General features: G+C 69.4%; 25 protein-coding genes. 10 read left to right on the top strand and 15 right to left on the bottom strand.

The window, feature by feature from the left end:
- Positions 1 to 107 precede the first annotated feature (107 nt).
- Positions 108 to 827, top strand: coding sequence for a Mut7-C RNAse domain-containing protein (locus QJS31_RS36610; protein WP_282786276.1), 720 nt, complete (start codon positions 108 to 110; stop codon positions 825 to 827).
- Positions 828 to 855: 28 nt separating this feature from the next.
- Here the strand turns inward: QJS31_RS36610 and QJS31_RS36605 are convergent, their stop codons facing one another.
- Positions 856 to 2931 carry an alkyl/aryl-sulfatase gene (locus tag QJS31_RS36605; RefSeq protein WP_306358950.1) on the bottom strand — a complete coding sequence of 692 codons (2076 nt, stop codon included), beginning with the start codon at positions 2929 to 2931 and terminating at the stop codon, positions 856 to 858.
- 46 nt (positions 2932 to 2977) lie between these two features.
- Here QJS31_RS36605 and QJS31_RS36600 point away from each other — a divergent pair, with 46 nt between their 5' ends.
- Positions 2978 to 3559: a TetR/AcrR family transcriptional regulator gene (locus QJS31_RS36600; protein ID WP_306358949.1), complete on the top strand. Its 582-nt coding sequence runs from the start codon at positions 2978 to 2980 to the stop codon at positions 3557 to 3559.
- Here the strand turns inward: QJS31_RS36600 and QJS31_RS36595 are convergent, their stop codons facing one another.
- Together QJS31_RS36595 and QJS31_RS36590 are read right to left on the bottom strand one after the other, a co-directional pair.
- Positions 3560 to 4582 carry an alpha/beta hydrolase family protein gene (locus QJS31_RS36595; RefSeq protein WP_306358948.1) on the bottom strand — a complete coding sequence of 341 codons (1023 nt, stop codon included), beginning with the start codon at positions 4580 to 4582 and terminating at the stop codon, positions 3560 to 3562.
- Between the two features lie 110 nt (positions 4583 to 4692).
- The gene (locus QJS31_RS36590; protein ID WP_306358947.1) at positions 4693 to 5454 is read right to left on the bottom strand and encodes an SDR family NAD(P)-dependent oxidoreductase; all 762 of its coding nucleotides are present in this window, start codon (positions 5452 to 5454) and stop codon (positions 4693 to 4695) included.
- A 434-nt stretch (positions 5455 to 5888) separates the two neighbouring features.
- Here QJS31_RS36590 and QJS31_RS36585 point away from each other — a divergent pair, with 434 nt between their 5' ends.
- Positions 5889 to 6101, top strand: a complete 213-nt coding sequence (locus QJS31_RS36585; RefSeq protein WP_282784461.1) for a hypothetical protein — start codon at positions 5889 to 5891, stop codon at positions 6099 to 6101.
- 75 nt (positions 6102 to 6176) lie between these two features.
- Here the strand turns inward: QJS31_RS36585 and QJS31_RS36580 are convergent, their stop codons facing one another.
- Positions 6177 to 7682 carry an NAD(P)/FAD-dependent oxidoreductase gene (locus QJS31_RS36580; RefSeq protein ID WP_306358946.1) on the bottom strand — a complete coding sequence of 502 codons (1506 nt, stop codon included), beginning with the start codon at positions 7680 to 7682 and terminating at the stop codon, positions 6177 to 6179.
- 208 nt (positions 7683 to 7890) lie between these two features.
- Here QJS31_RS36580 and QJS31_RS36575 point away from each other — a divergent pair, with 208 nt between their 5' ends.
- Complete coding sequence (locus QJS31_RS36575) at positions 7891 to 9288, top strand: AIM24 family protein (protein ID WP_282784465.1); 1398 nt, start codon at positions 7891 to 7893, stop codon at positions 9286 to 9288.
- A 145-nt stretch (positions 9289 to 9433) separates the two neighbouring features.
- Here the strand turns inward: QJS31_RS36575 and QJS31_RS36570 are convergent, their stop codons facing one another.
- Genes QJS31_RS36570 through QJS31_RS36560 form a run of 3 tightly spaced genes read right to left on the bottom strand, consistent with a single transcriptional unit; the run spans position 9434 to position 11503 of the window.
- Complete coding sequence (locus tag QJS31_RS36570; protein ID WP_282784467.1) at positions 9434 to 10276, bottom strand: hypothetical protein; 843 nt, start codon at positions 10274 to 10276, stop codon at positions 9434 to 9436.
- Between the two features lie 42 nt (positions 10277 to 10318).
- On the bottom strand, positions 10319 to 10669 hold the full coding sequence (locus QJS31_RS36565; RefSeq protein ID WP_029932244.1) for an HPF/RaiA family ribosome-associated protein: 351 nt from the start codon (positions 10667 to 10669) through the stop codon (positions 10319 to 10321).
- A 57-nt stretch (positions 10670 to 10726) separates the two neighbouring features.
- A complete protein-coding gene (locus QJS31_RS36560; protein WP_282784470.1) occupies positions 10727 to 11503 on the bottom strand; it encodes a helix-turn-helix transcriptional regulator in 777 nt (258 codons plus the stop codon).
- Positions 11504 to 11801: 298 nt separating this feature from the next.
- Here QJS31_RS36560 and QJS31_RS36555 point away from each other — a divergent pair, with 298 nt between their 5' ends.
- On the top strand, positions 11802 to 12008 hold the full coding sequence (locus tag QJS31_RS36555) for a hypothetical protein (protein WP_306358945.1): 207 nt from the start codon (positions 11802 to 11804) through the stop codon (positions 12006 to 12008).
- Positions 12009 to 12224: 216 nt separating this feature from the next.
- Here QJS31_RS36555 and QJS31_RS36550 read toward each other — a convergent pair whose 3' ends face one another.
- Entirely contained in the window at positions 12225 to 12710 is a 486-nt protein-coding gene (locus QJS31_RS36550) for a PaaI family thioesterase (protein WP_306358944.1), read from the bottom strand.
- Between the two features lie 79 nt (positions 12711 to 12789).
- Here QJS31_RS36550 and QJS31_RS36545 point away from each other — a divergent pair, with 79 nt between their 5' ends.
- Complete coding sequence (locus QJS31_RS36545; protein ID WP_306358943.1) at positions 12790 to 13635, top strand: NAD(P)H-binding protein; 846 nt, start codon at positions 12790 to 12792, stop codon at positions 13633 to 13635.
- A 113-nt stretch (positions 13636 to 13748) separates the two neighbouring features.
- Here the strand turns inward: QJS31_RS36545 and thpD are convergent, their stop codons facing one another.
- The 6 genes from thpD to QJS31_RS36515 all read right to left on the bottom strand — a co-directional run bounded on the left by thpD (position 13749) and on the right by QJS31_RS36515 (position 18465).
- The gene (gene thpD / locus QJS31_RS36540) at positions 13749 to 14633 is read right to left on the bottom strand and encodes an ectoine hydroxylase (protein WP_306358942.1); all 885 of its coding nucleotides are present in this window, start codon (positions 14631 to 14633) and stop codon (positions 13749 to 13751) included.
- 22 nt (positions 14634 to 14655) lie between these two features.
- The gene (locus tag QJS31_RS36535; protein WP_306358941.1) at positions 14656 to 15051 is read right to left on the bottom strand and encodes an ectoine synthase; all 396 of its coding nucleotides are present in this window, start codon (positions 15049 to 15051) and stop codon (positions 14656 to 14658) included.
- Between the two features lie 3 nt (positions 15052 to 15054).
- Positions 15055 to 16326 carry a diaminobutyrate--2-oxoglutarate transaminase gene (ectB, locus tag QJS31_RS36530; RefSeq protein ID WP_306358940.1) on the bottom strand — a complete coding sequence of 424 codons (1272 nt, stop codon included), beginning with the start codon at positions 16324 to 16326 and terminating at the stop codon, positions 15055 to 15057.
- Positions 16323 to 16793: a diaminobutyrate acetyltransferase gene (gene ectA / locus QJS31_RS36525; RefSeq protein WP_342355920.1), complete on the bottom strand. Its 471-nt coding sequence runs from the start codon at positions 16791 to 16793 to the stop codon at positions 16323 to 16325. The genes ectB and ectA overlap by 4 nt, the downstream gene beginning before the upstream one ends.
- A 164-nt stretch (positions 16794 to 16957) precedes the next feature.
- A complete protein-coding gene (locus QJS31_RS36520) occupies positions 16958 to 17695 on the bottom strand; it encodes a cell wall metabolism sensor histidine kinase WalK (protein WP_306358939.1) in 738 nt (245 codons plus the stop codon).
- A 38-nt stretch (positions 17696 to 17733) separates the two neighbouring features.
- Positions 17734 to 18465 carry a response regulator transcription factor gene (locus tag QJS31_RS36515; protein ID WP_282785854.1) on the bottom strand — a complete coding sequence of 244 codons (732 nt, stop codon included), beginning with the start codon at positions 18463 to 18465 and terminating at the stop codon, positions 17734 to 17736.
- Positions 18466 to 18633: 168 nt separating this feature from the next.
- On the opposite strand from QJS31_RS36515, the gene QJS31_RS36510 reads away from it, so the two are divergent.
- Together QJS31_RS36510 and QJS31_RS36505 are read left to right on the top strand one after the other, a co-directional pair.
- Positions 18634 to 19035: a hypothetical protein gene (locus QJS31_RS36510; RefSeq protein WP_372341635.1), complete on the top strand. Its 402-nt coding sequence runs from the start codon at positions 18634 to 18636 to the stop codon at positions 19033 to 19035.
- Positions 19036 to 19407: 372 nt separating this feature from the next.
- The gene (locus QJS31_RS36505; RefSeq protein WP_306358937.1) at positions 19408 to 20304 is read left to right on the top strand and encodes an RNA polymerase sigma-70 factor; all 897 of its coding nucleotides are present in this window, start codon (positions 19408 to 19410) and stop codon (positions 20302 to 20304) included.
- Between the two features lie 27 nt (positions 20305 to 20331).
- Here QJS31_RS36505 and QJS31_RS36500 read toward each other — a convergent pair whose 3' ends face one another.
- Positions 20332 to 21471, bottom strand: coding sequence for a S9 family peptidase (locus QJS31_RS36500; protein WP_282786171.1), 1140 nt, complete (start codon positions 21469 to 21471; stop codon positions 20332 to 20334).
- A gap of 119 nt (positions 21472 to 21590) precedes the next feature.
- On the opposite strand from QJS31_RS36500, the gene QJS31_RS36495 reads away from it, so the two are divergent.
- Both QJS31_RS36495 and QJS31_RS36490 read left to right on the top strand, forming a co-directional pair.
- Entirely contained in the window at positions 21591 to 22208 is a 618-nt protein-coding gene (locus QJS31_RS36495; RefSeq protein ID WP_282786172.1) for a TetR/AcrR family transcriptional regulator, read from the top strand.
- A gap of 120 nt (positions 22209 to 22328) precedes the next feature.
- Positions 22329 to 23206 (top strand): DoxX family membrane protein (locus QJS31_RS36490; protein WP_306358936.1); only part of this gene is annotated, 878 nt, incomplete at its 3' end.

Genomic DNA, 23206 nt, shown 5'->3' with positions numbered 1-23206 from the left:
ACCCACCCGCGTCGGCATCGCCACCCACCCGCGTCGGCATCGGCACCCCGCGTCGGCATCGCCGCAATACGGTGGCCGCGTCCCCGCCACGCTGGCATGCTGACCGCGTGGACACCTCGGGGATAACCGTCGACTTCGCGCCGGAACTGGGACCGTTCCTGCCCGCCCGCCGGCGCGGCGCGCCGACGACGGCGCGCGTGGACGGCGTCTCCACGCTCGGGCACGTGGTGGAATCGCTCGGTGTACCGCTCACCGAGGTCGGTGAGCTCCTGGTCGACGGCACGCCGGCATCCACAGCCCACATTCCGACCGTCGGGCAGACCGTGACAGTGCGCGCGGTGCGGCGTCCCCAACCCGTCGCGAGCCCGCGCTTCCTGCTCGATATCCACCTCGGCACCCTGGCCCGCCGCCTCCGCCTGCTCGGCGTGGACGCCGCCTACGAGAATCCGGATATCGGCGACGCGGCGCTGGCCGCCCGCTCGGCCGCCGAGCAGCGCATCCTGCTGTCCCGCGATCGCGGTCTGCTGCGGCGACGCGAAATCTTCGCGGGCGCTTACGTCTACAGCCACCGTCCCGCTGAACAGCTCGACGACGTGCTGTCCCGCTTCGCGCCGCCGCTGTGCCCCTGGACCCGCTGTACGACCTGCAACGGCCCGCTGCGCGAGACGGATCGGGAGTCGGTGCGGGCGCTGCTGCCCGCGCACACCGACCACTCCTACGACACCTTCGCCCAGTGCGAGGACTGCGGTCAGCCGTACTGGAAGGGCGCGCACCACGCCCGCCTCGACGCGATCGTCGAGCGCGCCCGACAGCGTTACGGGGCCTGAACTCGCACCGTCGGCCCGGCACCGCGACTCAGGGCGTGACGATGGCGAACTCCGGGTCGGGCGTATCGAGCACGTCCCGCAACTGCTGGAGCCGCAGCGGATCGCCCGCGACCCGTACCTCGCCGGACTTCACCGCATCGATCATGGTCACGGCACCGGTGAGCACGCCGACGAGCGTGGCGCGGGTGAGGGTGAAGGTGGCGTCGGCGGGGACGCTGTCCGGTTCACCGGGGACGGTGTCGTAGTGGACGAGCACGCCGTTGCGCAGATCGGCGCGGTGCGTACGGTTCTCGTCGGTGACCATCCAGTCGGTCACCAGCCTCGTCTCCCATGCCTTCGGACCGTCGACGCGCAGGGCCACGGCGTCGAACACCTGCTCCACGGTGAGCGCCGCGGCCACGCCCGCCGCATCGGCCTTGGTCGGGGTGCCGAACGGACCGTTGCGCAGTTCGTATGCTCCGGATAGGTAGAAGTTGCGCCAGGGCCCGTTCTCGGATCCGTACGCGAGCTGCTCGAAGGTGCTGGCCTGCAACATCTTCGCCGCCTCATGCTCCGGCTCGGCGACGATGAGGTAGTCGAGCACCTGTGCCGCCCAGCGGTAGTCGCCCTCGGCGTAGGCGGCCCGCGCGGTCCGCAGCACTCCATCGGCCCCACCCATGGCGGCGACGTGCCGCGTGGCGGCTTCGACCGGCGGATGCTCCCACAGATGCGCCGGATTGCCGTCGAACCAGCCCATGTACCGCTGGTAGATGGCCTTCACATTGTGGCTGACCGAGCCGTAGTAACCGTGACTCGCCCAGGCGGTTTCGAGAGCGGGCGGCATGGTCATCAGCTCGGCGATCTCGGCGCCCACGTACCCCCGATTCAGCAGCCGCAGGGTCTGATCGTGCAGGTAGCCGTAGGTATCCCGTTGCAGCCCCAGCCATTCCACGATCCGCTCCGATCCCCAGGTGGGCCAGTGGTGGGAGGCGAAGGCCACCTCGGACCTGCCCCCGAACAGCTGGATGGCCTCGGTCAGATACTTGGCCCAGACGTGTGCGTCACGCACCAGGGCACCGCGCAGCGTGACGATGTTGTGCAGGGTGTGGGTCGCGTTCTCCGCCATGCAGAGTGCGCGCCGGTCGGGGAAGTAGAAGTTCATCTCGGCGGGAGCTTCCGTGCCGGGCGTGATCTGGAAGACGATCCGCACACCGTCGATCGTCTCCTCCTGCCCGGTGTGGGTGATGTCGCGGGTCGGCGGAATCAGGCTCACGGTGCCGACCGAGGTCGTCATGCCCAATCCGGTCCCGACCTGCCCTCGATCGCCGCGCGGCAGGGCCGCACCGTACATGTAGGCCGAGCGCCGCGCCATGGCCGTTCCGGCGTAGACGTTCTCCGCCACCGCGTGTTCCAGGAAGCCGCGCGGCGCCAGCACCGGCACCCGGCCCGCGCGCACGTCCTCGACGGTGACGACGCCCTGCGCGCCGCCGAAGTGGTCGACATGGGAATGGGTGTAGATCAGGCCGGTGACCGGCCGATCGCCCCGGTGGGCGCGGTACAGCGCGAGCCCGGCCGCGGCGGTCTCCACCGAGATGAGGGGATCGATCACCACAATGCCGGTATCGCCCTCCACGATGGTCATATTCGACAGGTCGAGCCCGCGGATCTGATAGATCCCCGGCACCACCTCGTAGAGCCCGCGCTTGACCACCAGCTGCCCCTGCCGCCACAGGCTCGGATGCACCGAATTGGGGCAGCCGCCCTGCAGGAAGTCGTAGGAGTCGCTGTCCCACACCGTCTTTCCCTCGGCGTCGGTGATCACTCCGGATTCCGGCGCGGCCAGGAAGCCGCGGTCGGCGTCGGCGAAATCGGCGGTGTCGGTGAACGGCAAGGTGTCCCGCGCCTGCCGCTGGCGCGCGAGCACGTGGTCGCTGGGGTCGACCGGATTCCGGCTGGGCCGTTCCTCGGCGCTCGCCCGCGCGTCGTCGCCGCAGGCGGTGGCCGCGGACCCGGCACCCGCCGCCATCAGCGCGGCGGCCCCCGCGCCCAGTACGCCGCGCCGGGACAGCGCGAAGCGCCCGATGCGGCGGGTGTCGTCGGTGTCGGCTCGGTGGTCGTCGACCATCACTGCTCCCTTCGCTATTGCAGTGAGACTGCAATATACTCACACCGTGACGACCAGCGCCAGACGCCGCCGCGACCCGGAGCAGACCCGGGCCGCGATCATCGCGGCCCTGCTCGAATCGGCCCAGCGGGGTGAGTTCACCCCGACCACCAAGGCGCTCGCCGAACGCGCGGGCGTCTCCGAACGCAGTATCTTCGTGCACTTCCCGACCCGGGAGGATCTGCTCGTCGCCCTGACCGACGAACAGTCCGAGCGCGTCGAGGCCCTCATCACCACGGTGGACCCGGGCGCGCCGCTGTCGGAGCGGGTGGAGGCGGTGGTGCGGCAGAGCGCGGCCGTTTTCGCACTGCAGCGCAAACCCCGGGTGCTCGGCCTACTGCTCTCCCCCACCGTCGCCGCCGTGGACGATCGAATGCGCTTGGCCGACACTCGCATTCGCGACGGACTGGCGCGGGTGTTCGAACCCGAACTCACCCGCGACGGAACCCGCGACGAACAGCTGCTCGACCTGATCGAGGCGGCCGCGGCCTGGCCCGTCCACCACCACCTGATCGAACGCCGCGGCGCCGCCCCGGACGAGGCCGCGGCGGCGGTGCGACGAGCGCTGCTCGCGCTGTTGCGGACGTGATCAGGCGGGCAGGCCCAGTCCCGCCGCCAGCACCGGCCAGGACTTCTCCAGGGCGTCCTGCCAGTATCCCCACGAGTGGGTGCCGGTCGGGGTGAAGTCGTAGGTGGCCGGGATGCCCAGCTCGTTCAGCCTGGCCTGGAGATTGCGCGTGCAGTAGTCGGTGGCGGCCTCGAGGCCGCCGCCGACCACCACCTGATTGGCCAGCCCGCCCGGACCGGGCAACGCGAACTGTCCGTCGAGCGTGTCGTAGCGGCCGGGCATTCCGGTCCCGCTGGAGATGAACAGATTCACCCCGCGCAGCTGATCGGCGTGCACGTAGGGATCGTTCGCGGCCCACATCGGATCACCCTGCGGGCCATACATGTTCTTCGCATCGCCGCCGCCCGCCGCCACCACGGTATTGACGAAGTTGTAGCCGATGGGATCGCTGATCTGCGCGCAGCCGCTGTAGGAGGCCACCGATCCGTACAGCCCCGGCGCCGCGATGGGCAGTTGCAGCACCGAGGTGCCCGCCATGGACAGTCCGGCGATGGCATTGCGCCCGGTGGTGTTCAGCGCACGGTCGACGAGCGGCGGCAGCTCCTCGGTGAGGAAGGTCTTCCACTTGTTGACGCCCAGCGCGGGATCCGGTGCGCGCCAATCGGTGTAGTAGCTGAACCCGCCGCCGATCGGCTGCACCACATTGACGTCCTTGGCCGCCAGGAAGCCCAGCACATCGGTCTGCTTGTTCCAGGTGGCGCTGTCCTCACCGCCGCCCGCGCCGTTGAGCAGGTAGAGCGTCGGCGCGGCGGCCGAGGTGTCGGCGGGCCGCTGCACATCGACCTCGATGTTCTTGTCCATGGCGGCCGAGTACACCTGGAGGGTCAGATGCCGGTCGTCGACGGTGCGCACCGAGACGATCCGCGACCCGTCCGCCGAGGTGCCCGCCGGGGACACCGCGGCGGATGCGTCGACCGCGAGGGCGGGTCCCGCCGCCGCGACGGGAAGCAGTGCGGCGGTCGCCGCCACGGCCAGGGCTGTCATGGTTCGATGTCTCGGTAAGCGCACGCGACCCACCGTGCCGCAGTGAACTGAGAATTTGCTGGATGCGAGCTGGCACGGCGCTGAGAGGCCAGCTCAGCGGGGTGGCCGGCTCAGCGGGCGGCCATGCGAATGCCGCCGTCCAACCGGATCACTCCGCCATTGAGCATGGGATTGCTCACGATATGCGCGACCAGCGCGGCGAACTCGTCCGGATCACCCAGCCGCCGCGGATGCGGGACCTGCTGCCCCAGCGATTCCCGCGCCTGCTCGGACAGCGCGGCCAGCAGCGGCGTATCGAACATGCCCGGCGCGACGGTGACCACCCGAATCTGCCGCTCACCCAGATCGCGCGCCAGCGGCAGCGTCATTCCGGCCACCGCCGCCTTGGAGGCCGCGTACGCCGCCTGGCCGATCTGCCCGTCGAACGCGGCCACCGAGGCGGTGTTGACGATGACCCCTCGTTCACCGTCGACGGCCGCCAGGCGCGCCATCCGCTGCGCCCCGAGCCGCAGCACATTGAAGGTCCCGACCAGATTCACGTCGACCACCACCTGGAAGGCGTGCACGGGAATCACGCTGTCCCCGGTGAGAATTCGGCCCGGCAGCCCGATTCCGGCGCAGTTCACCACCATGCGTAGCGGACCCAGCGTCGCGGCGGCGTCCAGCGCGGCCGCCACGTCGGCCTCCTCGGTGACATCCCCCGGCGCGAAGACCGCGCCGTCACCCAGTTCCCGTGCCACCGCCGCCCCCTCGGAGTCCGCGAGATCGAACAGCACCACGCGCCCGCCCTCGGCCAGCACCCGTCGCGCGGTGGCCAGGCCGAGCCCCGAGGCGGCTCCGGTGACGAGGGCGACCTGGTCGCTGATCTGCATGGGCGCGGTTCCTTCCGAGCGTTCCGAACGACCACCATGAGTATCAGAATCAGTCCTTGTTATCAACAAGAGATCTTTTCCATTGCCCGCGACGGCTACCACGACCCGCGCGTCAGCGGCATGATCGGCGCAGACCGACAGGCGGAGACCCCCATGCGCGATTCCACCGTTCGGCGTGCTCTCGTATCACCTGGTGACCGCGGGTGGCATGACCACGGCCGCCGTCGCCGTGCTGTACGCCGCCGCCATGGTCGCCGACGCCCTCACCGCGCTGGCCGTCGGCTGGACCTACGACCGCGTCGGCGCGCGGGTGCTCACCGCCCTGCCGCTACTCGCCGCACTGGCAACGGCATTCGCCTTCGCCGCCGATATCCGGTGGATGCTGCTCGGGGCGCTGCTGTGGGGGTGCGGCCCTCGGCATCCAGGAGTCGACCATGCGCGCCATGGTCGCCGATCTGGTTCCCCCGCACCGCCGCGCCACCGCCTACGGTCTCTACGCCGCCCTCGGCGGAGTGGCCGCGCCGCTGGGCGGCGCGCTCACCGGCCTGCTGTACGAGGTGTCGATCACGGCGCTGGTGGGTACCGTGCTGGCCATCCAGGCGGTGGCGCTGACCCTGCTCCCCCGCCGGGCCGCCGCCGACCGGTGACCGACAGCGAACGGCCGCCGGAACCCGCCCGGCGGCCGTCGACTCGAAGTGCGATCAGGTCGACTCGAAGTGCTATCAGGCGGAACGGGATTCGGCCGTGGCCGCCACGACGTCCCGGGCGGCACCACGGGTGAAGCGCAGCACGCCGTCCTCCAGCGCGCCCTTGCGCAGCAGCGCGCGGTCGCGGAAGTAGTTGTTGATGACCAGCCAGGGACCGCGGGTGCCCTGCCGGGGCATGACGCCGTCGCCGCGCTGGATGTAGCCGGAGGTGAGCGCACCGCCCATGAGCGACGCCTCCGACTTGTCGCCCTCCTCCGGTACCGCGACCACCTTGGTGAATCCCTTGTCCCGCATATGGTTCAGCAGGCGGCAGAAGTACTCGGCGGCGAGATCGGCCTTGAGGGTCCAGGAGGCGTTGGTGTAGCCGAGCACCACCATGGCGTTGGGGACATTGCCGAGCAACGAGCCCTTGTAGGCGACCAGGTCGCGGGTGGCGAGGGTCTCGCCGTCCACCGTCAGCGTCGCGCCGCCGAGCATCTGCACGGTCAGGCCGGTGGCGCTGATGACGATATCGGCGGGAATCTCGTCACCGGACTCCAACCGGATACCGGTTTCGGTGAAGGTGTCGATGCGATCGGTGACGATGGACGCCTTGCCGCTGCGCAGCACCCGGAACAGGTCACCGTTGGGCACCACGCACAGCCGCTGATCCCACGGGTCGTAGCTGGGCGTGAAGTGGCGCATGTCGATGCCGGGGCCGACCTGGGCGCGCACGGCCGCCAGCATGAGCTTGCGGGAGAGCGCCGGATTGGTGCGCGAGAGCTGATAGCTGGCCCGCTGCAGGGCGATATTGCGGGCGCGGCCCACCTTGTAGGCGAGCTTGGCGGGCACCTTCGCCAGCTTCATGCCCAGGGCGACCGGATCGTCGGCGGGCAGGGCGGCGATATAGGTGGGCGAGCGCTGGAGCATGGTCACATGCCCGGCGGTGTCGCTCATGGACGGAATGAGGGTGATGGCGGTCGCGCCGCTGCCGATGACCACCACCCGCTTGCCGGTGTAGTCCAGATCCTCGGGCCAGTGCTGCGGATGCACGATCGGGCCCTGGAACCGCTCCTCACCGGGGAAGGTCGGCCGGTAGCCGTTGTCGTAGTCGTAGTAGCCGGTGCAGCCGATCAGGAAGTTGCTGGTGTAGATCTCGGTCTCACCGGTGCGCTCGTCGTGCGCCCGCACCGTCCACAGTTCGGCCGCACTGTCCCAGCTGGCCTCGACCACGCGGCGGCCGAAGCGGATGCGGTCGGTGACGCCGTATTCGGCGGCGGTGTCCTCGATGTACTGCCGGATGTGTGGGCCGTCGGCGAGTACCTTGGTGCCGATCCACGGGCGGAATCCGTAGCCGAAGGTGTACATATCCGAATCGGAGCGAATGCCCGGGTAGCGGAACAGATCCCAGGTGCCGCCGATGGCGGTGCGGCGCTCCAGGATCAGATAGCTGCGCCCGGTCCCCTCCTTGCCGAGGTGGCAGGCCATGCCGATTCCGGACAGGCCCGCGCCGATGATCAGTACGTCGACATGCCGCGTCATTGAGGTACTCGCTTCGTCTGGTCGCGCCCCGTACACCGTCGTCGGAGCCTCACCGCATGATAGGTGTTATTACCAGTTACGTCTACTCTTGCGGGAGAAGGCCCGGTCCCACGGCACGCCCGCCGAGCCAACCTTGCTGGCGCGGCACGCGTGGTCACGCCAGACTGGAGACCGTGAATGCCATGCAGGACCTTCGAGGCGGCCCGCGATGACCACACTCGCTCGCGGCGAGAACCGTCCCGCACCCGGCGACCGCATGACCGTCACGGTGGCCTGCCACGCGCCGGTCGACGTCTCGGCCCTGCTGCTGGCGGCCGACGGGCGGGTGCGATCCGATGGCGACTTCATCTTCTTCAACCAACCGGCCGGGCCGGGCGTCACCTACCGCCACGGGCAGGGCCGCGGTGACATGGTGGACGTGCACACCGGCATGCTGCCGCCCGATGTCGACACCGTCGTCGTCACCGCCAGCCTGGACGGGCGCGGACCGGCGAACTTCGGCGGTGCGGGCGCGCTGACCGCCACCATCCAATCGTCCACGGGGGCTTTGACCTTCCCCGTCGGCGGACTGTCCACCGAGACCGCCGTGGTGTGCGTGGAGATCTACCGGCGCGGTGACGGATGGAAAGTGCGCGCGGTCGGACAGGGCTACGACAACGGGCTCGCCGGCATCGCCACCGCCTTCGGGGTGAATATCGACGACGAGCCGGATACCCCGCCGCCCGCACCGAATCCCGCTGCCGCGCAGCATCGTCCGGCACCACCGCCACCGACCACTCCGCCGCCCGGCCCGCCGAGCGCACCCGGGTACGCTCCCGCGGCCGCCCAACCGTCCCCCACGCCTGCACCGCACCGAGGAGTACAACCCATGCAGAGCGATCTGTTCAGCCCCGGTTTCGCCGAGGCCACCGGCCTCGGCATTCAGAAGCAGGGCAGCAAGATGATCAAGGTCGGCCTCAATGGCGAAGTGCTGGCGCGGTCCGGATCCATGGTCGCCTACCAGGGTGAGCTGCGGTTCCAGGCGCTGGGCTCCGGCGGTATCGGGCGCGCCATCCAACAACGCCTCACCGGTGAGGGCGTACCGCTCATGAAGGTGTCCGGGCGCGGTGATCTGTTCCTGGCCAATGCCGCCGCCGACGTGCACATCATCGACCTGGACGGCAGCGACGGGCTGACCATCAACGGGGCCAATGTGCTCGCCTTCGACCCGACGCTGTCCTACAGCATCAAACGGGTGCAGGGCGCGGCGGGCTACGCCAGCAATGCCGGATTCTTCAACTGCGTCTTCACCGGACGCGGGCGCATCGCCATCACCACCGAGGGCGCCCCGGTCGTACTCCAGGTCGACCAGCCCACCTACGCCGACCCCCAGGCCGCCGTGGCGTGGTCCTCCAGTCTCCAGACCGGCGTCAAGCGCAACGACTCCTTCGGCCTGGGCCGCCTCATCGGCCGCAGCACCGGCGAGGGTATGACATTGTCGTTCTCCGGCCGCGGCTTCGTCATCGTGCAGCCGTCCGAACTGCCGCCTGGCGGCCTCATCGGTGGCACGGGCGGCGGTCAGGACGCCGGACAGAGCGGCGGCGCACTTGGTGGGCTGTTCAGCTAGTACCGTCGGCGGCTGTTCGGCCGGGTACCTGGGCGGGCAGATCGACCAGACCCACAGGCGGACAGACCGACCAGACCCGCAGCCGGACAGACCGACCAGACCCGCAGGCGGACAGACCGGCCGGGCCTGTCGCGGCCTCGACCGCTCAGAGCGGGTGCGCGCCCATGGGATTCGGGAACGGCACCGCGCCGCTGCGGGATACCAGCCGGGCCGCGGGCGTGATCAGCTTCAGCATGTCCTCGGCGTCGGGGAGATCCCGATAGGCGTCGGCGGCCAGGGCGTCGGTGCGAGTCTCGATATGGGCGCGCAACGCACGACCGGCGTCGGAGAGCTCCTGTCCCGCAAGCAGTCCGCGAGCGCGCAGCCGTGCCGCCGCGGCCTCCCAGTCGTCCCGGCTCCAGCCGCGATTGTCGAGCCAGAGCTGCTCGGGCGTCCCGGTGTCGGCGGAGAACAGCACGTGCGCCGCACAGCCGTCGATGCCTTCGGCGAGCAGACAGGCGACATGACCGTCCCCGCGATGTTCGCGCAACGCCGTCGCCGCCTGCCACAGCGCCGCGACCGGGGATTCCGGTTCGGGCACATCGCGATTGGCGGCGAACAGCGCGCGTCCGCCGGGCGGGGCGGCGGCCACCGCGGCCCGCAGACCGGGCAGCACCCGCTCGGCCAGCTCCTCGATATCCGGCGTCACCCGTGTCAGCGCCGCGGCGGCCGAACGTGCCCGGTCCACCAGGATGGTCTCCGGATCGGCGTAGTCCCAGGCGTCCGGGATCGCCCGCCGCACCATGCGCGGGTGGAAGTTGTAGAAGGTGGCCTCCACCACCCCGGGCCGGACCGCGCCGAACGGGGCTGCGCGGGAACCGAAGTAACCCATCCAGTACCCGCGCAGCCCAAGGTTTTTGCGATCGGCGATGCATTCGGCGGCGAAGTAGGTCACGGCGTGCAGCGGTTCGAGCGCCCGCCACATCTCACGAGCGAAAGCGTTGTCCATGACCTCGACCCTAGCCCCTGACTTCACTTACATAAAGTCACATCACTCGGCCGGGATGTGCCGAATGCTCTCCCCGCCCTTGACATCTCGCTGCCGACCGAACCGGGAACTCAGCAGCGACACCATCTCGCGGGCCGCGCCGTCGTAGGCTTGCTCGATGGTTGCCGCCTTATGCGTCACCACCACCGGCCCCTGACCCGCCGGACGGGCCTCCAGCGTGCACTTCTTGTCGTCCGCGCCGCCCTTGTCCCCGTTCTCGTCGTTCAGATAGACCTCCACGCGGGTGATCCGATCGCCGAACCGACCCAGCACGTCGGCGATCCGCTCCCGGGCCGCATCGAGCAGCCCCTGATCGCCTTCCACAGCCCTACCGGTATTGACCAGAATCTCCACGGAATCTCTCCTCTTCGAAATGCTCCGGGATGAGCCCCCTCCACCCTAGCCGTCCGCTCACCGCCGGACGCCGAGGAAGAACTGAATGTGTCCGGGATGACGGCCGTAATCCACGCGGAACATGTGCACCGCCAGCGAATATTCGGCACCGGAGCCGATATCGCGCAATAGCATACGGGGATCGTCGCGTCCATAGGTCGTCCCACCCGTCGCCCACATGGCACGGAATTCCGGGTACGCGCCGAGCTCCTCCAAGAGATCACCGGCCCAGGCGGTATCGCCGGATTGGCCGATCAAACCGCGTAGCCAGTCCACCGTGAGCGAGGCTTCCCGCTCCCATTCCACCATCACCCGCCGCGAGTTCGCATTGCCGAAGAACCAGCGCAGAATACTGACATCCTCGACCAGCCCCGGGAATGCCGCCGCGTAGGAATAATTGCAGGCCAGCACATTCCACCGGGTGTCGACGAAGGCCGCCGGATTGGGCCCGTGCACCGCCAGGCCGGCGCGCATATCGTCGGAGATACCGGACCGCAGGTCGTCGACGTCGGGAAACGTGTCGTCGTGGAGTCCGGCCAGATCGAACAGGTGGCGACGCTCGGCATCGGAGAGGGGGTGCACGCGGTCGAGAAAGGTGCTGAGCGCCTCGATGACCTGTTTGGTGGGATGTTCGCGAGCGCCGCTCTCCAGGTGCGTGATATAGCTGGCACTGACCCCGGCGGCAAATCCCAATCGTTCCCGGGAGACCCGACGATCATCCCGCAGTTTGCGCAGCAGGCCGCCCAGTGTCGGCGGGCGCGGTTCATCGGGTCGGTCGTCGGAAGGTATACGCAACAATGGATTCCGCTCCCCCTGTTACTCGGGTCCGCATCGCGCCGAAGGCACGCAATTCCGACCTGGACTGACGGCCAGAATCGTAAAACACCTGTCGCACACCTGTTACTTATACAGCAAGTTGTCAGCTACATCACAGATCGACGCAGGACCGGATGAGCCGGCCCGTTTCGCGAACGCGCCCGCTCGGCGCGGTATGCCACCCTGGTGGGGCCGACCGGCCGCAACCGCGGCCAGGAGCGCGGCGGGAGCACGACGCGATTTCGGAGGGAGGCACGCCCGCCCCGCCGCCCAGCGCTTGGCCCTGACCCGCGACACCGGCGAGCTGCTGACCGCCGAGCTGAGCATCGACGCCGCGGCATCCCGACTGCGCCTGGATGATTCGACGCTCGACTACCGCCAGCACGACAGCACTCTGCGGCTGACGGGAGAGTTCGACGGCGCACCGGTCGGTGTCACCCTGCACCGCATCCCCCCGCGCGGTGAGACCCGCGACTTCCGCTGAGCGACAGCGGCTCTGCGTTTTCCACGCCCCGCCGCGCACCTGTCGCCCACCGGCTCGGCTGCGCACCCGACGCCCACCGGCTCGGCTGCACATCCGCCCCCGACCTGCCCGCACCCTCCAACCTCCACCCGGCCGCACGCCCGATACCTCAGCCCCGGCAGTGCGCTCGGCATCACCGGATGACGGGTGCCGGGTGATGGCGGATGGCCGCGCGCGTCAGATGCCCAGTGCCGGAATATCACCCGGCCGGGCACCGTGCGCCAGGAAGTGTTCGGGCTCGACCACGATGAACAGGGCGTCGGCCGTGGCGGCGGTCTCGCCGTCGAGTTCCAGCCGCGCGGCGATGTGCAGCTTGCGGCCCTCGCGCCGGTCCAGCGCGGCCCGCACGGCGACCGGGCGGCCGAGTGGAATCGGCCGGGAGAAAGCGATATTCAGCTGCGCCGTGACCGCCGGAAGCGTGTGCCCGAGCAGGATCGCGCCCGCCGCCTCGTCGAGTGCGGCCGAGGCCACGCCGCCGTGCACCAGTCCGGGCGCGCCCTGATGGCACTCGTCGAAGACGACCGTGCCGGTGACCTCGTCACCGGCACGCCGGAAGTCGATGTGCAGGCCGGACCGGCTGTCCGGCCCGCAGCCGAAGCAGTTGCCGTGGTGTTTCGGCAGGATGCCCTCGGTCCGGTTCCGCCGATCCGACGTCGCGGTCACGCGCACTCCTTCATTTGAGAATCATACGTGTCCCGAATGGTACCCGAGCCAGCCGGTAGCGGAGCGATAGCCTGTGGCCATGACCGAAGTGATCGCCGTCTCCGGCGCGAGCGGGCAGATCGGCGGACGAGTGGCGCGCCTGCTCTCCGACGCGGGCCTGACCACCCGGCTGCTGGGCCGCACCCCCACCCGGATTCCGGCCATACCGGGCGCGACCACGGCCCGCGCCGACTTCGCCGACCCCGAATCCGTCGCCACCGCCCTGGCCGGTGCGCACACCTTCTTCCTCGTCTCCGCGACCGAATCCGCCGACCGGGCCGCCCAGCAGGTCGCCGTGGTCCAGGCGGCCCGCGATGCCGGGGTCGAGCGCATCGTCTACCTGTCCTTCGTCGCGGCCGCGCCCGATTGCACTTTCACGTTCGGACGCGACCACTGGTACACCGAACAGGCCATCCGGGCCTCGGGGATGGAGTTCACCATCCTGCGGGACAACCTGTACCAGGACCTGATTCCGGCCTTCGCCGACGAGCACGGCGTCATCCGCGGACCCGCCGGTGACGGCGCGGTGGCCGCGGTCGCGCGCGCGGACGTGGCGGCCGCCGCCGCGGCCGTGCTCACCGGCAAGGGGCACGCCGGCGCGATCCACGATCTCACCGGTCCGCGCGCCTTCACCCTGACCGAGGCGGCCGCGCAGATGACCGAGATCCTGGGCCGCCCCTACCGCTACGACCCGGAAACCCTCGCGCAGGCGTACGCTTCCCGCGCGAAATACGATGCGCCCCCATGGGAGCTGGACGGCTGGGTGACCTCCTACGCGGCCATCGCCGCGGGCGATCTGGATACCGTCACCGATGCGGTGCGGAGGCTGACCGGACGCCCGCCCACCGATTTCGCGGACTTCCTCACCACGCTGCGCCCAACCTAGAACGCCGAACCCGGCGCGGCCGACCTGGCACGCCCGACCTGGCGCGCCCGACCTGGCCTGTAGACAGCATCGCACCCCGCCCGGATCCGAGCGGGGTGCGATGCCGTCATGAATCAGCCGATGGGCGTGAAGTCCCGGCTGCCGATGTAGGTCGGCCGCGGTGCTTCCGCCGCGAACGGCGAGACCAGCGTGTTCTCCACGCTGTTGAACACCAGGAAGATGTTCGAGCGCGGGAACGGCGTGATGTTGTTCGACGAGCCGTGCATGATGTTCGAGTCGAACAGCAGCGCCGAGCCTGCGGCACCGGTGAACTGGTTGATGCCGTAGGTGCTGGCCAGCTTGGTGATGTCCTCCTGGGTGGGCACACCGATCTGCTGCTCGCGCAACGAATCCCGGTAGTGCTCGGCCGGGGTCTCCCCCTGGCAGGGCACGAAGGTGCGGTGTGACCCGGGCATGAGCATCAGGCTGCCGTTGTAGGGGTAGTTGTCGGTCAGTGCGATCGACAGGCTCACCGCGCGGGGGGCGGGCATACCGTCCTCCGCGTGCCAGGTCTCGAAGTCCGAATGCCAGTAGAAACCGGCTCCCCGGAAGCCGGGCATGTAGTTCACCCGGCTCTGGTGGATGTAGACCTCGGAACCCAGAATCTGTTCGGCGAGTCCTCGAATTCGGCTCTGGCGCACCAGATCCGCGATGGCGTTGCTGAGCTTGTGCACTTCGAAGATGGAGCGCACCCGCCGCGACGTCTTCTCGATGATCAATCGCTCATCGAGCCACAGGTCCGGATCATCCGCCAAACGCCGGGTCTCCGCCGAGAATTCGGCGACCTCGGCGGGGTCGAGCAGCGCATCGATCACGGAGTAGCCGTAGGGCTCGAAGGTAGCCAGTTCCGGGGACTCGATGTGACCCCACACCGTGGGATCGGTGCGCTCGATGTGAGCGCGCGGTGTGCTGGTCCGGGTCTGGTAGCGATCGATTACGGTGTTGTCCGACAGCGTCATTCGTTCCTGACTCCCAATCTCCCTACTCGGCGGCGACGGCGACCAACGGGTAGACGCCGTTCTCGTCGTGGACCTCCTGTCCGGTGACAGGCGGATTGAACACGCACATCATGCGCATCCGCTCACGCACTTCGAGGCGGTGACGTTCGTGGCCGTCGAGCAGGTACATCGAACCCGGTCCCAGCTCGTACTTCACGTCGTTGTCGAGGTCGACGAGCGTACCCTCGCCCTCGACCAGCCACACCGCCTCGATGTGGTTGAGATAGTGGAACTCGTGCACGGTTCCGGCCTCGATGGTGGTCTCGTGGAAGGAGAAGCCGACACCGTCACCACCGAGCACGATGCGCTTGCTGCGCCATCCCTCCCCCGCCACATCGCGGTCGGTCCCGGTGATCTCCGCGGTGCTGCGAACGATCATGTGTCAGGCCGCCTTTCCGGTGCAGACCGAATCCACGGCGCCCGCCAGGATCTCCAGACCGTGATCGAGTTCGTCCGGGGTGACGGTCAGCGGCGGCAGCAGTTTCACCACTTCGTCCTCCGCGCCGGAGGTCTCCACCAGCAGACCGCGCTCGAAGGCCACCTGGCACACCTTGCCCGCCTGCGAGGCGTCGCCGAAGACCAGGCCCTGCACCAGACCGCGGCCCCGCGTGGACAGGCCGTCGTAGGCGGAGGTCAGGCCGGTCAGCGCCCGCTCGGCGCGTGCGCCCTTCTCCAGGGTGGCCTTCTCCAGGGTGTCGTCGGACCAGAAGTGCTCCAGCGCCGCGCGGGCGGTCACGAAGGCCGGGTTGTTGCCGCGGAAGGTGCCGTTGTGCTCACCCGGCGACCACTGGTCGAGTTCGGGCTTCATGAGCACCAGCGCCATCGGCAGGCCGTAGCCGCCGATCGACTTCGACAGCGTCACGATATCCGGCTTGATACCCGCGATCTCGAAGGAGAAGAACGGGCCGGTGCGACCGCAACCCATCTGCACGTCGTCGACGATGAGCAGGATGCCGCGCTCGGCGCACAGCTCCGACAGCTGGCGCAGCCACGCGGCGCGGGCCACGTTCACGCCGCCCTCACCCTGCACGGTCTCGACGATGACGGCCGCCGGGGCGTCCTGACCCGACGAGGAGTCGTCCAGCACGCGCGTCATCCACGCCAGGCCGTCCATGTCGTCGAGGTAGCCGTCGTAGGGCATGGCGGTCGAATGCACCAGCGGAACACCGGCACCCGCGCGCTTGGTCGCATTGCCGGTCACCGACAGGGCACCCAGCGTCATGCCGTGGAAGGCATTGGTGAAGTTGAGGACCGCGGTGCGTCCGGTCACCTTGCGGGCCAGCTTCAGCGCCGCCTCGACGGCGTTGGCGCCCGTCGGGCCGGGGAACTGCACCTTGTAGTCCAGCCCGCGCGGGGCCAGCAGGGTGCGGCGCAGGGTGTCCAGCAGGTCGCGCTTGGCGACGGTGGACATGTCCAGGCCGTGGGTGATGCCGTCGCGACCGATGTAGTCGATCAGCGCCTCTTTCAGCACCGGGTTGTTGTGCCCGTAGTTGAGCGAACCCGCGCCGGCGAAGAAGTCCAGGTAGTCGCGACCGTTCTCGTCGTGCAGCCACGCGCCGCGGGCGGTGTCGAAGAGAGCGGGCCACGAGCGGCAGTAGCCGCGCACGTTCGATTCGAGATCCTCGAAGATGGTCATCGTCTCGGTGGTGGTCATCGGATCTCCTCCAGTGTGGTCGGCGGCGTGATGCGGTACAGGCGCTCGGCCTCGTGCTGGTCGGGGAAGTGTTCCCGCTCGAAGAGTGGATAGTCGGCGATGACGGCCCGGCGGCGCCGCGTCAGCGAGTTGAACATCGCGATGGAGGCCGGGTTGTCATCGGAGATGGTGGTCTCCAAGGTCGAAACCCCGTGGGCGGCACAGCTGTTCATCAGGGTGTCGAGCATTTCGACGCCCAGACCGCGGCCGCGGTAGGCATGGTCCACGGCCACCTGCCAGACGAACAGTACGTCGGGGGCTTGTGGACGGCAGTAGCCGATCACGAATCCGGCGATGTCACCGTCTATTTCGGCGACGACGGACGTTCCGGCGAAGTCGCGGCACCACATCAGGTACGCGTAGCTCGTATTGGTATCCAGCACGCGGGAATCGCGGGCGATTCGCCAGATACTGCCACCGTCCTCCACCCGTGGGGATCTGAGTGTGAACGTGGAGCCGTCGGGGGGTTCCACCAGAAGCTGATCGATAGTTACGGGGAATTGGCTGAATGGTGTCTTCATGACCATTTCAGAGTGGCGGCCGAATCTTGAGATGAACCGGTCGGCTTCATTGCGATCGTATGACGAGCCCGTTACCCGCGTGTGTCACATACCGGAAGTCGGATAATGAAACGTGCTCCGCCACCGGGACGTTCACCACATTCGACACGCCCGCCGTGCGCCGACACGGTCTCGGCCACCAGAGCCAACCCGATTCCGGTACCGGTCACCGTCCGACGGCCCGCGCGCACCGTCGTAAAGCGATCGAAAACACGTTTACGATCCGCGACGGCGACTCCGGGACCGGCATCGTCGACCATGATGACGGCTTCGTCTCCATTCCGTCGCAATGTGATCCCGACAATGCCGCCGCCGTGCCGCACGGCATTGTCGAGCAAATTGCCCACGGCACGTTCGAGTTCCAATTTCCGGCCGCGAATCATACTGTCCTGCACGACCGTCAATAATTCGGGTGCATGTTTTCGCCCGGATACCGTGTGAATCAATAATTCTTTCAGCGACAGCGGATCGGCGTCGCCCGCGTGCACCCCCGCCTCCATCCTGGCCAGGGCCAGCATGTCGTCGAGCACCCGGCGCAGATGTTCGATCTCGTCGGTGACCAGCCCCAGGGCCAGGCGACAGCGCTCGGGCAGATCCGCCTCGTAGCGCTGCAAGACGCCGACGCTGGTGATGAGGGTGGTCAGCGGAGTACGCAATTCGTGGCTGACGTCACCGACCAGTCGGCGTTCCCGCTCCACGCTGCTGCGCAGCGAGCGCACCACCGGCTCTAAGGTGCGCCGGCTCACCCACATGCCGAGGGCGAGCCCCACGGCCAGGGCCACCACCGCGGTGACGACCAGGAGTGCGATCACCGCTGGACGTCGAGTCGATACCCCAGCCCTCGAACGGTCACGATGAGTTGCGGATCCGAGGCATCCCGCTCGATCTTGGTGCGCAGTCGCCGGATGTGCACGTCGACGATGCGCTCATCGCCGAAGAAGCCGCGGTCCCACACCCGTTCCAGCAGGGTGCCGCGGCTGAGCACCCGCCCGGCCGAGCCGGCGAGTTCACACAGCAGCCGGTACTCGGTGAGCGTGAGGTGAATCTCCTCGTCGCCACGGCGCACGATCCCGCTCTCGGTGGAGAGCACGAGCGGGTTGCCGACCTGCTCGTCGAGCACCATGGTGCCCAGTTCGGAATCCGGATCCTCTTCCGCGGCAGCCTGTTCGGCGAACCGCGCGCGCCGGGCCACGGCGCGCATGCGCGCGGTGATCTCCTTGACCTCGAACGGCTTGGTGACGAAGTCGTCGGCGCCCGCCTCCAGCGCGGCCACCACGTCGTGGGTGTCGTCGCGGGCGCTGACCACGATGATGGGGACGTCGTGGTCGCGGCGGATCTCGCGGATGCAGGTGAAGCCGTCCATACCGCCCAGCATCAGATCCACGATCATGAAATCGGGTGCTCCGTTGTCACGCAGCTGCCTGAGCGCGACCTCTGCCTCCTCCGCCTCAGCGACGTCATAGCCCTCGTCCTCCATGGCCAACCGCAGGGCCACGCGAACGCGGTCGTCATCCTCCACGATCATCAGGTTCGCACTCATATCCCAATCCCAGCCGGACGCGGCTTCGCGTCCACCACGCACACCTCTAGTTCGTTCGGACAGTCCCGACAAAGTGGAGTACCCGGGTCCACCTCCGTCAAACTCGGACACCGCCGAACCTGTGGCGAACTCCCGCCGCTACCCCTACCGAGCAGCCGGTATGGCAGGGTGTCGCATGTGTCACATTCTCGCGCGCGGGCGGCCTCGGCCGCTTCCCTACGTTTGACGGTACTCCTGGGCGTGGCCGGCACCATGCACTTCCTCGCCCCCAAGTTCTTCGACGCCATCGTCCCGCGGTCGCTGCCCGGCAGCGCACGGACCTACACCTATGCCTCCGGCGTCGCCGAACTCGGGATCGCCGGGTTGCTCGCGACACCCCGCACCCGCCGCACCGGCGGTGCGCTCGCGGCCCTGCTCTTCCTCGCCGTCTTCCCGGCGAACATCCGGATGGCCGCCGACTGGTGCCGCGATCCGAAGCTCGCGCTACCGCTCAAGGCCGGTGTACTGCTGCGCCTTCCGCTCCAGGTGCCGCTGGTGACCGAAGCGGTGAAGGTGGCGCGCACCGGCTAGCGAGTCGGCCGACCGTGCGATCCCGTCCCCCCTCGCGGCCGGACGACGGGTGCACCGAGACCGAACGGGCCGTCCCGCTCGTGCGCCATGAGCCGTGGGGGCGATCTGCGCCCGAGCGCCGCGGCGATCTCCGCCCGAAGGCCGCGAAGCGCGGCGGCGAGCCCGAAGCGCGGCGGCGAGCCCGAAGCGCGGCGGCGAGCCCGAACGCCACGAAGCACGGCGGCGATCCGGCCCGAGCGCCGCGAAGAGCGGCGGCGATCCGGCCCGAGGGCCGCGAGGCGTGGCGGCGATCACGGCCCCGGCGTGTCACGTGCGCGGCGGCCGCGGAGTCTGGTGTGTGACATACGGTCGAGGACACGGACAGGAGTCACCATGCACGAGGCCGACGGCACGGATGCGGCCACCGCGGCATTCGTCACCCACCGCAACCTGCTCTTCACCGTCGCCTACGAGATTCTCGGTTCGGCCGCCGACGCCGAGGACGTATTGCAGGAGACCTGGCTGCGGTGGACGGGCGTCGACCTGGACGCGGTGCGCGACGACCGCGCCTACCTGGTGCGGATCACCACCCGCCAGGCGCTCACCCGACTGCGCACGCTGGGCCGCCGCCGGGAGTCCTATGTCGGCCCGTGGCTGCCCGAACCGCTGCTCACCTCACCCGATGTGGCCGAGGACGTCGAATTGGCGGAGAGCGTCTCGATGGCCATGCTGCTGGTGCTGGAGACCCTCGCGCCCACCGAGCGCGCGGTCTTCGTCCTGCGCGACGTCTTCGACCTGGGCTACGACGAGATCGCCGCCGCCGTGGACAAGACCCCGGCCGCGGTGCGTCAGATCGCGCACCGGGCGCGGGCGTACGTGGCCGCGCGCCGCCCGCGCGGGGTGGTCTCCCCCGCCGAGACCCGGCACGCGCTGGACGCCTTCCAGGTCGCGGTGGAAACGGGCGACCTGCGCCGCCTGCTCGACATTCTCGCCCCGGACGTGGTGATGCTGGGCGACGGCGGCGGCATCAAGCAGGCCATCACCCGACCCGTGGTGGGCGCGCGCCGGGTGGGCCGCCTGCTGGCCGGTGGTCTGGACCGGCACGGCGGGACGCTGACGGTCGAGCCGGTGCAGGCCAATGGCTTCCCGGCCCTGGTCGTGCGCATCGACGGTGCGATCGACGGCATCGTGGCCGTGCGGATCGACGACGGTCTCGTCACCGGGCTCTACGTCGTGCGCAATCCCGAGAAGCTGTCGCATGTGACATTCGAGACCGCCGTCAGCCGCTGAACCGGCGCGACCGGCGACCGATCCGGCTCAGGCGAAGAGCCGGGCCACGAACGGCATGCTGTCCGGCAGCGATGCCGCCATGGTCGCGCTGTGGTCCTTGCCGGGGTAGATGTGCACCTCGGGACGCACGCCGTGCGCTTCCAGATCGGCGATGAGCTTGGTGGTCAACGGAATCGGCACATCGGTGTCGTTGGTGCCCTGTCCGATGAACAGCGGGCGGTCGTATCCGGACATGGGCACGTCGAGCACGGTGCGCGCCCGTGCGATGAGATCGCCCTCCGCGAGCGGCCGCGCCAGCAGTTCGCCGAGCGCCACTCCGGCCGCACGCTGGGTCATGGGCGCGTAGCACAGGGTTTCGGCGGCGGCCACCAGTTCCTTGCCGAGCGGCGACAGGTAGCTGTCCAGGTCCAGATCGGGCAGCGCCGTGCGCAAACCGTTGAACACATAGGTGCCGTAGGCCGTCAGGGCGGCGGACCGGACGGGCACGCTGTCCGGGCCGAGCAGGCCGAAGACCTCGGCCACATTGGAGGCCGGACCCGTCGCCACCGCGCCGCGGTAGTCGAGTTCGGGTGCGTAGCGTGTGGCCTGCGCGGCGGTGAAGACGGTCGCGCCGCCGCCCTGGGACTGGCCGATGGCCACCCACTTGGCGGCCAGCGAGGCATCGACCGCGCGGGCCGCGCGCACCATGTCGATGGCGGCGTTGGCCTCGGCGCGACCGTCCAGGTAGGCGTGTCCGCCCGGGGTGCCGAGTCCGATGTAGTCGGTGGCGACCACGGCGTAGCCCTGGTCCATCCAGGTGCCGAGGTAGTCCAGGTCGCGCTGGGAGCGGCCCGCGGTCGAGGGCGCGCAGGCGTCGCCCACGCCCACCGTGCCGTGTTCCCACGAGAGCACGGGCCAGCCGCCGGGCGGCGGTGTTCCGGCGGGGACGAAGATCGCGCCGGTGGACAGGGCGGGCGCGCCCGCGGAGTCCTGGGTCCAGTAGGTCAGCCGACGCGCCGATCCGGTGCCGGGGATCCACAGTTCGGCGGGCAGGGCCGCGGCGCTGACGACGGTGCCCGGTGCGGAGGTGTGCGCCGCGCTCGGCGGATCGGCCGCCGCGCTGCCCGCGAGCGGCGCGCTCGCCACTATCGCCGTCGAAACCAGGGTGAGTACTGCGCGTCGCGTCATCGCGGCCCTCTCGCATCGGTGAGCAAATAGTGTCACAGTGAGACACTTCGATCAGGCTAACCGGAAAAGTGTCACGGCGTGACATCAAATAGTGTGGGTTGGACAACGAAGGGCGGGACATGCCGGAATCGGTAGGACTGCGCGAGCAGGAGAAGGCCCGCGTGCGCCGGGAACTCATGGACGCCGCGCTGCGGCTGTTCGAGCGACAGGGGTACGAGCAGACCACCGTGCAGCAGATCGCCGACGCGGTGCGGGTCTCGCGTCGCACCTTCCATCGCCACTTCCCGTCCAAGGCGGCCGTGGTGTTCGGCCACGAGGAGGACCTCGTCGCCTTCCTGCTCGCGGCCATGGACCGGCGACCGCCCGAGGAGTCCGCGCTCACCGCGCTGCGCGGCGCGCTGCGCGAACTGCTCGTCCACGAACCGGATGCCGAACAGCGGCGCGAACAGGCCGCAACCGTCCGCCGCGCCCGCCAGGTGCTGATCACCAATCCCGAACTGCGACAGGAGAATTTCACCGGGGCGGTGCTGCGCCGCCACGTCCTCGCCGAGCACTTCGCCCGCCGCGCCGGACTGGCCGAGGCCGATCTGCGCACCCAGGTCGCCGCCGCGGCCTGCTTCGCCGCCCTGGGCGTCGGACTCGACCACTGGGTGGTGAACACCGACCACTCACTGTCCGCCCTCCACAGAACCCTGGACGGGGCCATCGCCACGCTGCAGGACGGCCTCGACGTCTGATCCGCGCCCGATACCGCCCTATACTCGGTAGCTACAGCGTTGCCCGCCGGTACGTTTGAATTCCGGCGCAGGAGATACCCACCGACAAAGTGACCTATTTCCGAAGCAAGGGGCCCGTTGATGTTGCTACGACGACTTGCCCGGCCGCTGCTGGCCTCCGCCTTTCTCGCGGATGGGGCCGACACGCTCATGCACCCGGACGAACGGGTGAAGGCGGCCAACACCCTCCTGGAGCAGCAGCGTGAATCCCGGTTCGCCGGGGTCGCCGAGAAACTGCCCGCCGATCCGGCCACATTGGTGAAAATCAACGCCGGCGCGCAGATAGCTGGCGGGGTGCTACTCGCCACGGGCAAGGTGCCGCGACTCGCCTCGCTGATGCTCGCCATGACCGTGGTGCCATCGGCGGTGACCAATCAGGATTTCTGGCAGGAGACCGATCCCACCCGCAAGGCGGCCAAGCGGACCGCGTTCTTCAAGGATATGAGCCTGCTCGGCGGCCTGCTCATCGCCAGCGCCGATACCGAGGGCAGGCCGTCGCTGGGCTGGCGCGGCCGCCGGGCCGCCCAGCGCACGGCCGCCGCCGTCTCGGCCGCCCTGCCGCTGGGCGCGAGTGACCACGCCGGTCCGGCCGTGCGAGACCGCCTGCACGACACCGCCATTCGCGCCCGCCACGTCGCCGAGGTGGCGGCCTCGAAGGGTGCGGAGGTGGCCGGGACCGCCAAGGAGCGCGGCCAGGAGTTGGCCGAGGTCGCGCGCGAACGCGGACCGGAATGGGCCGAGACCGCCCGCGAGCGCGGCACCGAAATCGCCGAGATCGCCCGCGAACGCGGCGCGCACCTGGCCGAGATCGCCCGCGAACGCGGACCCGAACTGGCCGAGGCCGCCCGCGAACGCGGCAGCCACCTCGCCGAACTCGCCCGCGAACGCGGACCCGAGTACGCCGGGGCCGCCCGCGAACGCAGCGCACACCTCGCCGAGGTCGCGCGCGAACGCGGACC

The sequence above is a fragment of the Nocardia sp. CC213A genome (assembly GCF_030766805.1).
GTDB lineage: Bacteria > Actinomycetota > Actinomycetes > Mycobacteriales > Mycobacteriaceae > Nocardia > Nocardia otitidiscaviarum.
This window is presented reverse-complemented; position numbering and strand designations above follow the sequence as displayed.

Excerpts from the sequence above, each read along its gene's own strand:
- QJS31_RS36545 (WP_306358943.1), top strand. The coding sequence starts at position 12,790 with ATGACCGAAGTGATCGCCGTCTCCGGCGCGAGCGGGCAGATCGGCGGA.
- QJS31_RS36605 (WP_306358950.1), bottom strand. The coding sequence starts at position 2,931 with ATGGTCGACGACCACCGAGCCGACACCGACGACACCCGCCGCATCGGG.
- QJS31_RS36575 (WP_282784465.1), top strand. The coding sequence starts at position 7,891 with ATGACCACACTCGCTCGCGGCGAGAACCGTCCCGCACCCGGCGACCGC.
- ectB (WP_306358940.1), bottom strand. The coding sequence starts at position 16,326 with ATGACCACCACCGAGACGATGACCATCTTCGAGGATCTCGAATCGAAC.
- QJS31_RS36535 (WP_306358941.1), bottom strand. The coding sequence starts at position 15,051 with ATGATCGTTCGCAGCACCGCGGAGATCACCGGGACCGACCGCGATGTG.
- QJS31_RS36515 (WP_282785854.1), bottom strand. The coding sequence starts at position 18,465 with ATGAGTGCGAACCTGATGATCGTGGAGGATGACGACCGCGTTCGCGTG.
- QJS31_RS36570 (WP_282784467.1), bottom strand. The coding sequence starts at position 10,276 with ATGGACAACGCTTTCGCTCGTGAGATGTGGCGGGCGCTCGAACCGCTG.
- QJS31_RS36500 (WP_282786171.1), bottom strand. The coding sequence starts at position 21,471 with ATGACGCGACGCGCAGTACTCACCCTGGTTTCGACGGCGATAGTGGCG.
- QJS31_RS36495 (WP_282786172.1), top strand. The coding sequence starts at position 21,591 with ATGCCGGAATCGGTAGGACTGCGCGAGCAGGAGAAGGCCCGCGTGCGC.
- thpD (WP_306358942.1), bottom strand. The coding sequence starts at position 14,633 with ATGACGCTGTCGGACAACACCGTAATCGATCGCTACCAGACCCGGACC.
- QJS31_RS36580 (WP_306358946.1), bottom strand. The coding sequence starts at position 7,682 with ATGACGCGGCATGTCGACGTACTGATCATCGGCGCGGGCCTGTCCGGA.
- QJS31_RS36585 (WP_282784461.1), top strand. The coding sequence starts at position 5,889 with ATGCGCGCCATGGTCGCCGATCTGGTTCCCCCGCACCGCCGCGCCACC.
- QJS31_RS36590 (WP_306358947.1), bottom strand. The coding sequence starts at position 5,454 with ATGCAGATCAGCGACCAGGTCGCCCTCGTCACCGGAGCCGCCTCGGGG.
- QJS31_RS36595 (WP_306358948.1), bottom strand. The coding sequence starts at position 4,582 with ATGACAGCCCTGGCCGTGGCGGCGACCGCCGCACTGCTTCCCGTCGCG.
- QJS31_RS36505 (WP_306358937.1), top strand. The coding sequence starts at position 19,408 with ATGCACGAGGCCGACGGCACGGATGCGGCCACCGCGGCATTCGTCACC.